At 37.7% G+C, this 16,594-nt stretch carries 12 protein-coding genes, 1 riboswitch and 1 other annotated feature; of the genes, 1 reads left to right on the forward strand and 11 read right to left on the reverse strand.

What is annotated here, in order from left to right; genetic code table 11:
* Positions 1-4: 4 nt before the first annotated feature.
* The 11 genes from ftsH to CLLU_RS08280 all read right to left on the reverse strand — a co-directional run bounded on the left by ftsH (position 5) and on the right by CLLU_RS08280 (position 13,761).
* A complete protein-coding gene (ftsH, locus tag CLLU_RS08230) occupies positions 5-1,885 on the reverse strand; it encodes an ATP-dependent zinc metalloprotease FtsH (protein ID WP_106009261.1) in 1,881 nt (626 codons plus the stop codon).
* A 216-nt stretch (positions 1,886-2,101) separates the two neighbouring features.
* The gene (gene pepV, locus CLLU_RS08235) at positions 2,102-3,493 is read right to left on the reverse strand and encodes a dipeptidase PepV (protein WP_106009262.1); all 1,392 of its coding nucleotides are present in this window, start codon (positions 3,491-3,493) and stop codon (positions 2,102-2,104) included.
* 146 nt (positions 3,494-3,639) lie between these two features.
* Entirely contained in the window at positions 3,640-5,076 is a 1,437-nt protein-coding gene (gene proS, locus CLLU_RS08240) for a proline--tRNA ligase (protein ID WP_106009263.1), read from the reverse strand.
* 79 nt (positions 5,077-5,155) lie between these two features.
* Positions 5,156-5,379, reverse strand: a binding site (T-box leader).
* A gap of 110 nt (positions 5,380-5,489) precedes the next feature.
* Positions 5,490-6,623 carry a glycerate kinase family protein gene (locus CLLU_RS08245; protein WP_106009264.1) on the reverse strand — a complete coding sequence of 378 codons (1,134 nt, stop codon included), beginning with the start codon at positions 6,621-6,623 and terminating at the stop codon, positions 5,490-5,492.
* A gap of 14 nt (positions 6,624-6,637) precedes the next feature.
* On the reverse strand, positions 6,638-7,885 hold the full coding sequence (locus tag CLLU_RS08250) for an MFS transporter (protein ID WP_242977523.1): 1,248 nt from the start codon (positions 7,883-7,885) through the stop codon (positions 6,638-6,640).
* A 67-nt stretch (positions 7,886-7,952) separates the two neighbouring features.
* A complete protein-coding gene (pdxA, locus tag CLLU_RS08255; protein WP_106009265.1) occupies positions 7,953-8,948 on the reverse strand; it encodes a 4-hydroxythreonine-4-phosphate dehydrogenase PdxA in 996 nt (331 codons plus the stop codon).
* Positions 8,941-10,209: a four-carbon acid sugar kinase family protein gene (locus CLLU_RS08260; protein ID WP_106009266.1), complete on the reverse strand. Its 1,269-nt coding sequence runs from the start codon at positions 10,207-10,209 to the stop codon at positions 8,941-8,943. The genes pdxA and CLLU_RS08260 overlap by 8 nt, the downstream gene beginning before the upstream one ends.
* Positions 10,210-10,225: 16 nt before the next feature.
* Complete coding sequence (locus tag CLLU_RS08265; RefSeq protein ID WP_106009267.1) at positions 10,226-10,987, reverse strand: DeoR/GlpR family DNA-binding transcription regulator; 762 nt, start codon at positions 10,985-10,987, stop codon at positions 10,226-10,228.
* Positions 10,988-11,148: 161 nt separating this feature from the next.
* The gene (locus CLLU_RS08270) at positions 11,149-11,931 is read right to left on the reverse strand and encodes an ABC transporter permease (protein ID WP_106009268.1); all 783 of its coding nucleotides are present in this window, start codon (positions 11,929-11,931) and stop codon (positions 11,149-11,151) included.
* Positions 11,918-12,733, reverse strand: coding sequence for an ABC transporter ATP-binding protein (locus CLLU_RS08275; protein WP_338078775.1), 816 nt, complete (start codon positions 12,731-12,733; stop codon positions 11,918-11,920). Before CLLU_RS08275 ends, CLLU_RS08270 begins: the two co-directional genes overlap by 14 nt.
* Before the next feature lie 32 nt (positions 12,734-12,765).
* Positions 12,766-13,761: an ABC transporter substrate-binding protein gene (locus CLLU_RS08280; protein ID WP_106009270.1), complete on the reverse strand. Its 996-nt coding sequence runs from the start codon at positions 13,759-13,761 to the stop codon at positions 12,766-12,768.
* A 225-nt stretch (positions 13,762-13,986) separates the two neighbouring features.
* A riboswitch (SAM riboswitch) is annotated at positions 13,987-14,095 on the reverse strand.
* Positions 14,096-14,275: 180 nt separating this feature from the next.
* Between CLLU_RS08280 and CLLU_RS08285 the strand changes: the two genes are divergently transcribed.
* Positions 14,276-15,880: a GxGYxYP domain-containing protein gene (locus CLLU_RS08285; protein WP_106009271.1), complete on the forward strand. Its 1,605-nt coding sequence runs from the start codon at positions 14,276-14,278 to the stop codon at positions 15,878-15,880.
* The last annotated feature ends 714 nt before the right edge of the window (positions 15,881-16,594 follow it).

Genomic DNA, 16,594 nt, shown 5'->3' on the forward strand with positions numbered 1-16,594 from the left:
CAACCTATATATTATGAGAATCAGGAAGCAAAGCTTCACTGTCAGAAGCACCTCCATCTTTCTTCTCCTTGTATTCTCTTATAATGCCCATAAATTCGTCTCCCATCAAAGTTTCCTTCTCTATGAGCTTTTTCGATATGATCACAAGCAGTTCCATATTGTCTTTAAGGATCGTTTTGGATTTTTCATGCGATTTTCTTATAATTTTCAAAGTTTCCTCATCTATGATGGAAGCCGTTTCTGCACTGTAGTTTTGAATTGGTCTTCCATCCAAATACTTGTTCTGGATGGACTCAAGTCCCATCATATCAAATCTTTCCGTCATACCATACATGGTCACCATACTCCTGGCCACCCGCGTAGCTCTTTCTATATCATTGGATGCTCCCGTGGAAATACTGTTGAACCTTACTTCCTCTGCTGATCTTCCCCCCAGCATAACACATATCTGATCCATCATTTCTTCTTTTGTATTCAAATATTTTTCTTCTTCAGGAAGCTGCATGGTATATCCCAGTGCTCCCATAGTTCTGGGAACTATGGTTATTTTATGAACAGGATCTGTATGTTTTAAAAGAGCTGCCACCAGTGCGTGCCCAACTTCATGGAAGGCAACCTGCTGTTTTTCTCCCGGTGAAAGTATTCTGTCCTTTTTTTCCTTGCCAGCTACAATTACTTCCACCGCCTCTTCCAGATCCTCCTGTCTTACCTCTACCCTGTGATTCTTAACAGCTCTCAGCGCCGCTTCATTTATTATATTGGCCAAATCTGCACCTACAGCCCCTGGAGTAGCTTTGGCTATATCATTCAAATCCACATCCGGTGAAACTTTTACGCCTTTTATATGCACTTTCAGTATATCTTCTCTTCCCTTCAAATCAGGTCTATCCACTATGACTCTTCTATCAAATCTTCCCGGCCTCAGAAGAGCCTTATCCAGGACTTCAGGCCTGTTTGTAGCTGCCAATATGACAACTCCCCTGGAGGAATCAAATCCATCCATTTCCGCCAGGAGCTGATTCAAGGTCTGTTCTCTTTCATCATTACCGGCTATATTTCCATCCCTGCTTTTCCCGATGGCATCTATTTCATCTATAAACACTATACAGGGTGCCTTTTCCTGTGCCTGCTGAAACAAATCCCTGACCCTTGCAGCACCCATTCCTACAAACATCTCCACAAAAGCTGAGCCAGATATGGAGAAAAAAGGCACTTTGGCTTCACCGGCCACTGCCTTTGCAAGAAGAGTTTTACCAGTTCCCGGAGGCCCTACAAGGAGAGCTCCCTTGGGCAGCCTGGCTCCTATATCAACATATCTCTGAGAATTATGTAAAAAATCTACGATTTCCACCAGAGATTCCTTGGCTTCCTCCTGTCCTGCCACATCTTTAAAATTTACACCAGTTTCATTTTCCGCATATATCTTGGCTGTATTTTTCCCAAAAGACATCACTCCACTGCCCATCTTTTTATTAAGTTTGCCTAAAAACAGTTGAAGCAAAAATGCGATTATTATAAAGGGCAAAACCCAATTTACAAAAAATCCCTTTAAAACAGTGTTTTCCTGAGGTACCCCTCCATATTGAATTTTAGCATTGTTCAACTTCTCAATCAGGTTAGGATCCTCTATTCTCTCCGTATAAAGCACCTTGCCCCTGTCTGTTTCATCCTGGGATTTAGGAATTATAATCAGTTTATCCCTGCTTATCTGTACTTCAGAAATTTTATTCTGATTGATGTCATTTATAAAATCACTGTATTTTATATGCTGTGATTTTAATCCACTCATATATTCATTTGCTATAAATATTATCATAGCTGCCAATAGACCATAATAAATAAAATATCTCAATTTATTTCTATTGAATTTTTTATTATTAAACATAATTGTAGCCTCCAATTTACTTCAGCTTATAATTCTACCTATATTATAACAGTAAATGTCCCATTCCCAATAGTATTTACAAAATATTTTCGAAGTTATTTTTAACCATTAAACCAGTCAGCACATTGAAGACAAAAATACTGCCAAATCATTATAGACAAATGAATTTGACAGTATTCCCCGATATAATATCTATATTATATTTTACCGCTTGTGCTATTTTGCCAGCTCATATATGGCATGAGCATATATTTTTGCATTTAAAACTAAATTCTTTATTTCTACATACTCATTAGCATTGTGTATTGTGGAAGGCTCTCCCGGGAATATGGGACCAAAGGCCACAATATTGGGAATTTCTTTTGCATAGGTACCGCCTCCTATGGCAAGCAGCTCTGCTTCTTTTCCCGTCTGCTCGCTATACACTTTTTGCAGCGATTTAATCAGAGGATGGTCTGAAGGGAAAAACAGAGGATCACTGTTTTCCATATTCTCAATTCTTATACCTGTACCTTCCAATCTTTTATTAAATGGAACAATCATATCCTCATATTTAAAAGTTACAGGATATCTTAAATTAAGTGCTACTGCAATTTTATCCTCATTCATGGATACAGTCCCCACATTGAAGGAAAGTCTGCCGGATTCCTTATCTTCAAGAGCTACACCAAAGGATTTCCCATCTGTTTCAAACCCAACGTAGGTATTGAAGAAATTTATAAAATCCATTATATCTGACTTTTCAAGAGACAGGGAGCCCAAAAGTGCAAACATCTGCATTACAGCATTTTTACCCAGCTCCGGTGTACTTCCATGAGCTGCCATGCCGGTCACTTTTACTGTAACTAAATTGTTTTTTACTTCTGTATTTATATCATATCCATTTTTGCGGGAAAATTCATCTATATTTTTCACCAAAGCTTTTGCATCCTCAGCTGACAGGCCGGCCTCACAATAATCAGGCACTACATTTGCCCTCTGGCCTCCCTTTATATATTTCACAGTTATATCTCCCCTGAGCTTTACTTTAAGATCTTTAACAACATCAAAAATAGTAATTCCCTTTTCTCCATATATAATGGGATAATCTGCATCCGGAGTAAATCCAGCTACAGGCGGCTTTTCTCTTTCCCTGTAATACTTCATTTCCTTTGAACCATTTTCTTCATTTGTTCCAAATATAATCCTGACCTTTTTGGAAAGGGGAAGTTTTAGATCTTTTATTGCCTTCAATCCGTAAAGTGCGGATATAATGGGTCCCTTGTCATCCGTTGTACCCCTCCCGTATATCTTTCCATCATGAATTTCAGCTCCATAAGGCGGATATTTCCAGTTGTCACCTTCCGGCACTACATCAAGATGTCCAAGTACTCCCACATATTCTTCTCCCCCACCATATTCTGCATAACCTACATACCCATCCATATTCACTGTTTTAAATCCCAATTTTTCTGAAATTTCAAGAGCTTTATTCAGAGCCTTTGAAACTCCCTCTCCATAAGGTTTGCCGGGTTTTCCTTCTTCTCCAACGCTTTTAATGCTTACAACTTCCTGTGTGGATTTAACAATGTCTTTCTCAAACTCTTCTACTTTTTTATTTATATCCATAAAAATCATCCTCCTATCCTATTCACAGTTTAGAGTTCAAATATCAAAGTTCAATTTTGATAAATTTTCGGCTGCCACTGAAAATCCTCATTAATTTATATTTGAACTTTGAACTTTTACAGCCCAACGACAGCACCATAATTAATTTAATATGCCCTGCCCCAGTAAACCAGTTTATCAGCTTTTTTGCCGCAGCAAACGCAGGTATCCGAAATGTGTTCCTGCTTGAGAGGCATACATCTTGAAGTTGCACCTGTGATTTCTCTTATTTTTTCTTCACATTTAGCATCTCCACACCACATGGCTCTCACAAAACCTGATTTATTTTCCTCAATATCCTTGAATTGTTCCATGTTGAAAGCATCATGGGTGTTGTTGTCTCTAAAATCCTTTGCTTTTTTGTACATGGAATCATGAATTTTATCTAGAAGGCTGTTTACCTGGTTTTCCAGATTATCCATAGGCACCACTGTCTTTTCACCTGTATCTCTTCTTACCAGTACCACTTGATTCTTTTCAATATCCCTGGGGCCTACCTCAAGTCTGACAGGAACTCCTTTCATCTCATATTCGCTGAATTTCCAGCCAGGGGTTTTGTCACTGTCATCAATTTTCACTCTCACAGACTTTGACAGTATGTCTTTCAATTCATTTGCCTTTTCCAGCACTCCACTTTTATGCTGGGCTATAGGTACTATGATAACCTGTATTGGAGCTATTCTAGGCGGCATTACCATCCCATCGTCATCTCCATGTATCATTATTATAGCACCAATAAGTCTTGTGGTTACAGCCCAGGTGGTGTAATGTACATACTGCTGTTTACCTTCCTTGTCAGAATACTGTATTCCAAACGCCCTGGCAAAATTTTCGCCCAGATAATGGGATGTTCCTGCCTGGAGAGCCTTGCCATCATGCATCAGGCTTTCAATAGTATAGGTATCTACGGCCCCTGCAAATTTTTCACTCTCGGTTTTCTTACCTTGAATTACCGGCATGGCTAAAACATCTTTACACAATTCGGAATATAAATCCAGTATATATCTGGTTTCTTTCTCGGCCTCTTCTCTGGTGGCATGTATTGTATGCCCTTCCTGCCATAAAAATTCTGCAGTTCTCAAAAACGGTCTTGTAGTTTTTTCCCACCTTATCACAGAACACCACTGGTTATACAATTTGGGAAGATCCTTGTAGGAATGAATGATCTTGGCAAAATGCTCACAGAACAGAGTCTCTGAAGTCGGTCTTACACACAATTTCTCTGTAAGTTTTTCATTTCCTCCCTCAGTTACCCAGGCTACCTCCGGGGCAAATCCTTCCACATGCTCTTTCTCCTTTTCCAATAAATGTTCCGGGATAAATATAGGCATATATACATTTTCATGTCCTGTTCCTTTTATTTTTGCATCTATATATTTCTGGATGCGCTCCCATATTGCATAACCATAAGGTCGTATTATCATGCATCCTCTTACACTGGAATAATCCGCCAGTTCTGCTTTCCTAACAATATCCGTATACCATTGAGCAAAATCCTCACTTCTCGACGTTATCTGCTCCACCAATTTTTTATCCAAATTCAACTACCTCCAAAAATACAATTATATTTTAAAAAACAACAATATATGATAAATTTAAATATAAAAAAACCTCAGTCCCTGCAAAAGGGACCAAGGTTATATTCGGCGGTGCCACCCTATTTAATATATTCAAATATCAAACATACTCACTTAATTTATAATTTTAACGGCAGTCACCGCTGTATCCTACTCTTATTTCAGTACAGAACTCCAAGGCAGGTTCAACATATTTTCCTGGAAACTTTCACCTGATGTTTCTTCTCTTAAAGGAATTTCATGCCTACTAATCCTCTTCCTGGTATTTACTGTATTCAATTAGTTCAAAACAACTTATCTTATATGATAGAATATAAAAAATTCATTGTCAATAGATGTTTTATCTATTTTACAGTAAGATTTCAAAAGGGACATAGACCTCAACGGCCAAATGCCAATATGATTCTCATTATATCTTCCATTCTGTCTTCAATTAAACCGAATGTATTCTCCATGGCATTTTCCAAAGTCATAGGCCTGTCTGCAATGCTGAACAATGAAGTCACGCCAATATGATACAAATCCTTATAGTTCTTTCCAAGTCCGCCGGACAGTATTATGACAGGTTTATTGTATTTTTTAGCAAGTTTGGCAACACCAGAAGGCGCTTTCCCGAAAGAAGTTTGAAAATCCGTATTTCCCTCTCCTGTTATAACCAGATCACTGTTTTCAATTTTATTCTCCATGCTTGTAATATCCATGACGATATCTATTCCATTTTTTAATTCTGCATTCAAGAACGCAATAAGCGCAAAGCCCAAACCTCCGGCTGCCCCTGCTCCCGGGACTTCAGAAAGATCTTTATTGAATATATGCTTTACAACCAGGGCATAATGCTGCAGATTTCTGTCCAGCAATTTGACCATTTCAGGAGTGGCATTTTTTTGCGGCCCATATACGGCAGAAGCTCCATTTTCACCACACAGGGGGTTATTTACATCTGAGGCCACAATAAATTGACTATCATAAATTCTTTTATCCAATTTATCTAAATCAATTCCTGCAAGTTTGTCAAGATTTCCTCCGCCATAATCAAGTTCCCTGTTCTGGTTATCCATAAATTTTACCCCCAGAGCCTGAAGCATGCCTGCTCCACCATCATTTGTAGCACTTCCGCCAATTCCAATTATAAATTTTCTGCATCCTCTGTCCAAAGCGCTTTCTATAAGCTCACCGGTTCCAAAGGAGGTAGTTATAAGGGGATTCCGTCTATCTTCGGGAATAAGGTACAGTCCCGATGCTGAAGCCATTTCAATGATTGCCGTACCACCTTTTAAAATTCCATAATGGGCTTTTACCTTATCTCCCAGGGGTCCTGTAACATATTCAGTATATTTTTGACTTTCAGTAGATGTAACAATTGCATCTACTGTTCCTTCTCCCCCGTCTGCAACGGGAACTTCAATTATTTCAGCATCAGGTGCTGCTCTAAGTATTCCTTCTTTAAGTGCAGTGCATACATCTTTTGATGAGAGACTTCCTTTAAATGAATCTGGTGCGAGAAGTATTTTCAATTTTATTACCTCCATTATTCAGCCGAGGGTACCTTGTTTCTGCTGGATTTAATTACTATGGATACAGCCGCCGTAATTATCAGGAATATTCCTAAAACAATGAAGCCCAGGTATCCTCCAAATTTTCCCTGGATCCATCCCACGATATATGGTCCCAAAAATCCTCCTAGATTTCCGAGAGCATTTATAAGCCCCATGGCCGCTGCCGCCAATTCCGGCCTCAATATATCTGTAGGTATTGCCCAAAATGGGCCATAGGGAGCATACACTCCTATTGCCGATATAACTAAAAATATCATCTTTGTAACTGCTGTATGTGCTAAATACTGCCCTCCGATAAGTCCAAAAGCACCAATTAAAAGTGGTATCGCAACGTGAATTTCTCTCTGCCTTCTTTTATCTGAAAGTGATGAATTAAATGCCATTGCTATCATTGCAAAAATAAATGGTACAGCACTTATAAGTCCTACCAGAGAAGAGCTCAGTCCTTTGAAATCCTTTACTACACTTGGAACCCACATGGTATATCCGTAAAAACCCGACATCCAGAAAAAATAGGCAATTAACAGCAAAATTACAATTGGATTTTTAAAAGCAGAACCATATCCGGTTCCTTTAGGTTTATTTTCATTTTCCTTTGCAATTGTATCTTCAATATATTTTTTCTCTTCTGTTGACACCCATTTGGAAACAGCAGGACTGTCCTCGATTGAAAACCACCATACAAATCCCCATAAAAGAGGCAGCAATCCTTCAATCAGAAATACCATACGCCAATTAGTTACAGATAAAAGCCATCCTGTAATAGGTGCCATTATTACAGCTGACAAAGGCATATTTATCATCCAGAAAGCATTTGCCCTGGCTCTTTCTCCTGACGGAAACCATTTGGCCAAAAGAACCAGTACCGATGGCCATACACCACCTTCAAAAACTCCCAGCAACAATCTCAATACAAAAAGCTGTGTCTTGTTTTGGACCAGGCTGGTACACATAGCTGCTATGCTCCAGAGCACAATAAGTATGAACACAACCTTTTTAGCACTCCATTTGTCCGCAAGTATTGCAGCCGGTATCTGCAATATCATATAACCCACAAAAAATATTCCTGCCGCTATGCCGATATCTGCACTTGAAAGATTAAACGACTTATCTATATAGGGCAGTATCATGGATACATTGATTCTATCCATATAAGCTGTCATGTACATTATAAATGCAACGGGTATGATTCTAACCCATCTCTTTGATGATGATTCCACTTTAAACAACTCCTTTTTATAAATTCTGTCTTATATCCATCTTCTGTAAACCTATATCAAAAACTCTCTATTTATATACTTCTGCATATTTATAAGCTAATTTGATCGCCTCCTCCATGCTGACGGAACTTACAAGATTCTTTCCTGCAATATCAAAGGCCGTACCATGATCTACGGATGTTCTTATAAAAGGCAGTCCTACAGTTACAGAGATTGTTTTTTCAAAATCTACCATTTTGGTTGCTATATGACCCTGATCATGATACAGGGATATCACAGCATCATAAGCTCCCTTCAATGCCATATAAAATACAGAATCAGCTCCTACAGGTCCTGATATATTTATACCTTGTTTCTTCGCAGCCTCTACAGCAGGTACTATTTCATCCACTTCCTCCCATCCAAATAATCCATGTTCTCCTCCATGAGGGTTTAAACCTGCTATTACAATTCTGGGATTTTTAACTCCCAGTCTATCAAGCCCCTCACTGCATTTAAAAACATACTTATATATCATTTCTTTTTTTATAGATTTTACGGCCTGGGCCAGGGATACATGTCTTGTCAAAAAAAACACTCTCAGACTGCGTACTTGAAACATGGTCATAGGATCATCTGTATTTGTAAGCCCCGCTAATATCTCTGTGTGGCCTATATAATTTATACCGGCTGCTTTTAACGCTTCCTTGTTGATTGGAGTAGTTGCTATGGCATCTACTTCATGAGCCTGTGCCAGCTCTACCGATTTTTTTATGAATTCAAAAGCAGCCCTGCCTGCTTCTGCCTGTACCTTTCCAAACTCTATTTTATCTGAATCCACATTATCCAAATTTATTAAATCAATAGTTCCAAATTCAAATTTTGCATCCCGGACACTATTTATTACATTGATTCCAAGTGTTATACCCGTTACTTTCAGTGCCCTTTTTACAGCGTTAAGCTCACCTACCAGCAAAGGTTTTGTATTTTCATAAATCACTTTCTTGTCAAGGGATTTCACTGCTATTTCAGGTCCCACTCCTGCTATATCTCCTATTGGTATTGCTATAATCTTTTTATTCATATCTCTTACCTCTTTCAATATTTTTTTCTACAGTGGACATTATAAAAACCATGGATGTTTCGTCTCCAATCAATCCCCCCTTAGTCACTACATTCAGTCCGTTAAATTCACCTCCTATTATCTTCCCATAAACTGCAAGAGGAATTATTTCTTCTAATAATTCCATTGCAGTGGAATTTACATTTTTTAAAAATCCCTGGGCAGTATCACCTCCACTTAAATAGATTAATTTGATATTAAATTCTTTCATATCTAAAATCTTTCTGGCTATTTTATTCAGCCTATCAGATATGATATCTGACAAATCAAAATTTATTCCATGTTTCATCTGAAATTTCACCAAAGAAGTAGTGATACACAAATACTTATATTTTCTATAATCTTTTTTTATATAATCCAGGGTTTTTCCCAGTTCATCCTCAAAATTATCTATTAAATTATTCACATTCACATTATAGATGAGAATTTTCTGGTGCCTTTCAAAATACTTGAGCTGTTTTCTTGTCAATTCAGTTATGCTTCCTATGACCATCAAAGATCTATAAGAGGCAGGTTTAATCGATTTCAACCTGTTTATGGAAACAAAGGCAGTAAAAGGTCCTGGATCCACAGATACTATCTTTTCTTTCAATGAGGTGCAGGCATCTGCTATAATCATAATATCCTCATTGTTCACTGCATCTATGACTATTATTCTCTCGGATTTCTCCTCTATCTTTTTCTTTAGAAATTCAGCACCTCTCAGCACGTCTTCCAGCGGTACATATCCAACGGATTTTCTGCTCTGTGATTTTATAATGCCTATTACACTGGATGATTTTACCGGAGTCTTGATATCACTGGAAACATTGGTCTTTTCCAGAGGTACTCCATTTACCAGAACACATCCTCCCAGACATATTCTTCCCGAAGAAGGATAGGAAGCCACAACTACTGCCCTATATTCTGGGCCAAGCTCATCCAGCACAGCGTCTATCTCACTGCCCACATTCCCCCTAAGAGTGCTGTCTATTCTTTTGCTGATTAATTTTACATTATTCTTAAATCTACAGGTTATATCTCTTATCAAATTATAAGAATACTGACTTTTTTTATCTCTGGTATCAGTACTTATACAAAATACATCCCTGTCAGAATCAAACTTCTCTATCTCATTGACACTTAAAAAAGAGACAGCCTCAAATCCTCCTTTTTCCTTAAGCAGAATTCCTGTATCATTTGCACCTGTATAATCATCGGCTATTACTAAAATCTTCGGCATATACAGACCTCCTAAATTAAACGAAATACGATTTTATTGATAAATTTTGCAGCCCCTTTTTTATTTTGTCATCCAGCATTATGTCGCTTATGAGAACATCCACTTCATCCATGCTGCACACCTTTGAAAAAGAAGTTTTGTTGAATTTACTGTGATCCGCCAGAAACACGGATTTATTTGCACTATCTATCATCAGTCTCTTTAAATAAGCTTTTTCAGCAGTAGGTGTGGAAACGGCATATTCCTCATTGACTGAAGTAACTCCTACAAAAGCATAATCCACATTAAAGGACTGTAAAAAATATTCCGCATGCTTTCCAATCAAGGCTCCTACATTTCCCTGTACCAGACCACCTGTGCAAAACAATCTGATATTGGTATATTTGAACAGCTCTCCCACTATTTTTATATCATTGGTAATCACAGTGATATCTTTCATATTTTTCATGCATCTAGCTACTTCAAGACATGTAGTCCCTGCATCCAATATCAAGGACTGCCCTTCTTTTACAAACTCTGCTGCTTTTCTGCCTATTCTCTCCTTTTCACTTTTATTTGCCACTTCCTTATCCATATACGGTACTTCATAACTTATAATGTCCTTAAATACCGCTCCTCCATGAGTTCTCATAAGGAGCCTTTTTTTCTCCAGAAATTCCAGATCCCTCCGTATAGTCATTTTTGATACCTTCATTTTATCTGCCAGTATTTGAACTTCCGCTCTGCCATTCTTTTTTAAAATATCTACTATCTTAATGCGTCTTTCTTCAGGCAACATTCTTTATCCTCCATGTTTAAATAGAACATATTGTTTGTTCATTTATGTTTATATATGTTATATTTACTTATATTCGATAAAAATATTAAAATTCCTTTTATATAAATAAAAAAGATTGGAAGTCATTTAAAATAATTAACTTCCAATCTTCTTTCAAATAATCATGAATCAAATTTTCTCCAAAAAACCAATTTGTTTTCAAGCCTGGACCAAATAAAATTCAAAATAATTCCCAGTATGGAAAGCAGTACTATTGCTGCATACATCTGGGGTGTATTGAAGGTTTCCTGAGAATTGTTCACCAGAAATCCCAACCCCGACTGGGCTCCTATCATTTCAGCCGCCACCAGCACCATGACGGCATAAGCACTGGCAAGCTTAATTCCTGTAATTATGGATGGAATTGATGCGGGCAGTATGACTTTTATAAAAGTTGTAAACCTGTTGGAACCCATGGTCAATACGGATTTTATATACAGAGGGTTTACATTTTTTACACCACTGATGGTATTTATCAGTATAGGCCATAAACTGGCCCAAAATATAATAGCCACCTTTGATACTTCTCCTATGCCAAAAAACAATATGAAGACCGGGAAAAGCGCCAATGCGGATATCTGTCTGAAGAGCTCCAAAAAAGACTGTAAAAGTGCTTCCAGCAATTTAATCCTTCCAATAAACAACCCCAATGGAACTGCAACTACAATGGCAAGGCTCAAACCGCTCATGATTCTTTTCAGGCTTATGAGCAGATGTACTTTTAATTGTCCGCTTTCCTGCAGGGCAGCGATGGATTCAAGTACACCATAGGGTGTACTCGTATATGTTTTTTTCAACATCCCCAGATTGGGAAGTATCTGCCACAGTGCCAAAAATATTATCAATAGAAGGTTCGAGAAAATAAAAAGATAAATCTTTGAAGTAATTAGTTTAAGCAATTTCATTGTTATCACACCTTTGATTATTGTTGGTATTATCTTTTACCTGTTTGCTTATTTCCTCCCATATTTCCTTCCTCAGTTTTTGAAACTGGCTGTTATCGGTACTTCTGGGATAAGGAAGGTTCACGTCTATTATACTGACTATTCTTCCGGGATCCTTCCCCAGGACAACAACCTTATTTGCAAGATAAATTGCTTCATCTACACTGTGTGTGACAAAAATAATGGTTTTTTTGGTCTTCTCCCATATTCCAAGCAGCTCATGCTGTAAAATTTCCCTGGTCTGTGCATCCAGTGCAGAAAAAGGTTCATCCATCAAAAGAACCTCCGGATCATAGGCAAGCCCTCTGGCTATAGCAACCCTCTGTCTCATTCCACCTGATAATTGACCGGGATAATATTTCTTATACTGGGAAAGACCCACCAGATCTATAAATTTATTTGCTATTTCTTCTCTCTTATCCTTTGAGACCTTGTTTATTTCAAGCCCCAATTCAACATTTTTGAGTACAGTCCTCCAGGGTAAAAGTGCATATCCCTGGAATACCATACCCCTGTCGCTGCCGGGTCCGCTCACTTCTTTAGAATCCACCATCACTTTACCGCTAGTTGGGCTTATAAGGCCTCCTATGATGTTAAGCAATGTTGATTTTCCGCAGCCGCTTGGACCTACTATACATACAAATTCTCCTTCTTCAATATCCAAATTTATGCCATCCAATACCTTGATATCTATTTTTTTATTGGTGGGATGTCTATAAACTTGTTCAATATTTTTCACCGATATTTTTTTCAAGCTTTTCACCTCTCTATATCAAAGCCTATAATACAAAGCCATCAGGATTTGCTGTTGGGATTGTATTCATTTGTATATATATCATCGAGCTTTACCTGTCCTGCTTTTAACTTTCCATTCTTCTCAAGATAATCCAGCCACCATTTGACTGCATCTTTTTGAACAACCTGCTGAGGGTAATAGTTCCATGCTTCTACATCACTTGCTTTAATTCCCAGCTTTTTAGCTATAATCTCTTTCCCTTCACTTTCATGAGTCTTCGACCAATCAGAAGCCTTGGCCACTGCTGTTACAAAACCTTTTACAGCTTCAGGATTTTTCTCTGCAAAACTTTCATTTGTAAAATAGGGGCACATACCACTTACACCTTTTTCCAATGCATAATCAGTGGTTAATTGTTTTAGATTGGGATTATTTAAAGCTTTTTGAGTATATGGGGCATGTACAATTGCAATATCAATAAGCTTATTTTCCACAGCCTGCTCCTGCTGAGAATCCGGAAGTACCACAAAATTCACATTATTGGGATCCAGATTCTGCTCTCTCAAAAACTCCCTGGTAACAAACTCCGAGCATGCTCCAAAAGAATTTATTGCAACTTTCTTTCCAGCTATATCTTTAAGGCTGTTTATTCCACTGTCTTTTCTCACAATATACCTCATGTGCGGGTATTTCTCCAAAGTCTGGGTACCACCTGCAACTATTTTAAGTTTTGATCCCTGGGCATTGGCCATGGCAATCAAGGGTACATGTCTTAGTCCAAAATCAATGCTTCCTGATGCTACAGACGGTACAATCTGTGCTGAAGGTATTTCCCCTACATATTTGATTTTTATTCCCTGCTCCTTGAAATATCCTTTTGCGTCGGCAATATACACTGCATCATACCACTGGGTATTAGGATACTTTATTACAATCTCCTTTGAAGATGACTTCTGTCCGGATGAGGTTTTGTTTTCTGAACTGCTTTCACCGGAGCAGCCAACAGCACCCAACGCCATTACCAGTGCTAACAATGCGATAAATACTTTTTTCATAACTTAGTTTCCCCCTTATTTTGTTGACTATAATATTTTTTGCTGTATAAATTTAGGATTTATTTATATAAAAAAGGCTAAACTTTAAAACATGGTGGATATGTTCAATAATATCACCACATCAAAAAATTTAGCCTTTAGTTTTTCTAATCAGCTAATTATCTATAATTTTTTTATATAAAAAACTTTCTTCAAAGAAATTGAAGAAAGTCATGCTCCATTCAATTCTTATCTTTCAGGTTTCCCTGACGGAATTAGCACCATTGAATACATACCACAGCATCCAGGTTGCCGAGCTTCATAGGGCCAGTCCCTCCACTTCTCTTGATAAGATTTAATTTTACAATTATAAATATATATTAAAATAATATATCAATTTTGTCAACTTAAATTTTATTCAAATAAATTGCATAAAAAATCACATACTAAATATGGAGGTAAATCTACACCACAAATACAGCCCGGCTATTTTTCGCCAGGATCTGTACCCGGGTAAAACGAAAGGAATGTCTATATGAAATCAAGAAAATTGATAACAGCAATTATTTTTATTTTTTTAAGTACTTTAATCTGTACAGATGTGAATGCTTTTCCAGGTCATCAATACTATATAAAAAATTCCAGAGCACCCAAATATCTTTACGTAATAAAGCAGAACGATTTAAGTGCCTCGGAAAACACCATGATAGCCACACTGCAGGGAATAATATCAAATAAATCCGATTGCCAGATATATACTTTAAATAAAAATCAACCGGATTATAAAATATGGCTGGAGGATCTGAAAGAAAATTATGGGGTGAATTACAGTATGGTGAAGAATCCCTGGTACCTGCTTGGTAAATTCAAAAGCCTGGTAAAAGGCTATGTGCTCTACGATAAATCCTCCCAAAAAGATCCTTCCATAAACAATGCCTGTTCCCTTGCAGCTTTAGAAGATTCCATAGCCATAGACAAATCTCTGGAAGCCAGGGTCAAAAATGCGGGTATAAAAATGCAGCGGGACTGCAGAAATACCGATAAATACTGGGCCTATGACAATCTATGGAATAAAGGACTGAATCATTCAACAGTAATTGAGCTGTCCCCAACTAGAGATGCCGCTCTCAGAGATTACGGCATAATGAGCAAATCCCTCATATTTTATGAAGATGACCCAAAAGATTTCTCCCTGAGGAACAAGGTATTTGGATCCATGAAAAGTGACTCCACATGCCTGGGATGGGGTCCCGACGAAGGCGGCAACATAAGTACCGCTTCCAAAAACGGAGTGAGCGTGGTACCGGCAGATTGGTCCTACAATCTGACAGTATTAAGTGCCTTTCCCTCTTCCCCTCTGATTCAAAAAAATGGATCAGACTCCACAAAAAATTCAGCTTCAAAAAACACCCACTATGTGACCTTCATTATGTCAGACGGAGACAATCAGCAGTGGAATCTTGGAAGCAATTTCGGCTCTTCCAAATGGTACGGTTCACATAAAAGGGGCAGCTTCAACATGAGCTTCAGCATAAGTCCATCCCTGTATGAACTGGCACCAACTGTTTTAAAGGCCTATTATAAAAATGCCTCTTCAAATACCTTCAAGGACTGCTTCATTGTATCACCTTCCGGAAACGGATACATGTATCCCAGTGAATTCAAAACAGATTCCCTGAAGCCTTTTTTGAAAAGATTAAACAACTACATGAAAAACTCGGATCAAAAATACGTGTCCGTTTTAGACAACTGGTCCCTCTACAACAAGGATCTCTGGAATAAATATACCGCCTGCTCAAATATCCAGGGCATATTCTATTTGAATTACCACAGACAGGATGATTACAAGGGTGAAATAGTATGGAGCCACGGCAAACCCATAGTTTCCTGCAGAAATCTGCTCTGGTCCAAAATAGAAGAAAACGCGGATCTGGTAAGAAATATAAACGGCTACATAAAAAACGGCTGCACGGATACAAGCAGGCCTGAGGCATACACCTTCGTATACGTGCATGCCTGGAGCAAAACCATGAGTGACATAGATGAAGTTGTAAAACAGCTGAACAAAAATCCTGCTGTAAAAGTAGTGGCACCAGACACCTTCATGCAGCTTATAGTGGAAAATGTAAAACATGAATAAAAGCTTTTTAGGCAATTAAAATGTATTTAGACATGGGTACATTTTAATTTTTATCATTATTAATATTGATAAAAAATTCTTTATTACTGTTTTTAGAACTATTCTTATACTTGAGAATAGCTTTTTCTTTTGAATGTGCGAGTACAGCAAAATTTCCGAATATAATTATTTCTGTACCACATATTATTCCAGTAATTAAAACTTCAGTATTCATATAAATATACTAAAGAGATGGTTTATGGCGGAACAGGAGTTATACCTGACAGTGCGGTTAGCTTATTGAGTAAGTCACAGTACACGAAATTGCAGTTTACCACCAGAAGTTACCAGCTTGACGTCAGTGCCAGCGGCTTTGACTACAATCCTGGATAAAAATAATTATGACAAATATATAAAATAATACCAATTATAGAATTACCTCGCCATACATGTTATAATTTATTGGTACAATTAAATAAGTTGCATGTGGGCTACTGATATCACTCATCCCTTTTTGGAGGGAGGTGATACAATGAATAATGACATCTTGATGTTACTTTTCGAAGGAGGACTGTTCCTCATTTCACTTTTAACATTTATAGTATTACTTACTCAACTTTCGCACATTAAAATAAAGGCGGAAGCCTGAATTTTTAAGATATAAAGCAAAGAAACATTCCTTTTGGTATAATAGAATTGTCAAAAACACCATACCAAGGAAAGGAATGTTTCTTA

It is taken from the genome of Clostridium luticellarii, from assembly GCF_002995845.1.
GTDB classification, from domain to species: domain Bacteria; phylum Bacillota; class Clostridia; order Clostridiales; family Clostridiaceae; genus Clostridium_B; species Clostridium_B luticellarii.

Excerpts from the sequence above, each read along its gene's own strand:
- CLLU_RS08270 (WP_106009268.1), bottom strand. The coding sequence starts at position 11,931 with ATGAAATTGCTTAAACTAATTACTTCAAAGATTTATCTTTTTATTTTC.
- CLLU_RS08260 (WP_106009266.1), bottom strand. The coding sequence starts at position 10,209 with ATGCCGAAGATTTTAGTAATAGCCGATGATTATACAGGTGCAAATGAT.
- pdxA (WP_106009265.1), bottom strand. The coding sequence starts at position 8,948 with ATGAATAAAAAGATTATAGCAATACCAATAGGAGATATAGCAGGAGTG.
- CLLU_RS08285 (WP_106009271.1), top strand. The coding sequence starts at position 14,276 with ATGAAATCAAGAAAATTGATAACAGCAATTATTTTTATTTTTTTAAGT.
- CLLU_RS08280 (WP_106009270.1), bottom strand. The coding sequence starts at position 13,761 with ATGAAAAAAGTATTTATCGCATTGTTAGCACTGGTAATGGCGTTGGGT.
- CLLU_RS08265 (WP_106009267.1), bottom strand. The coding sequence starts at position 10,987 with ATGTTGCCTGAAGAAAGACGCATTAAGATAGTAGATATTTTAAAAAAG.
- ftsH (WP_106009261.1), bottom strand. The coding sequence starts at position 1,885 with ATGTTTAATAATAAAAAATTCAATAGAAATAAATTGAGATATTTTATT.
- pepV (WP_106009262.1), bottom strand. The coding sequence starts at position 3,493 with ATGGATATAAATAAAAAAGTAGAAGAGTTTGAGAAAGACATTGTTAAA.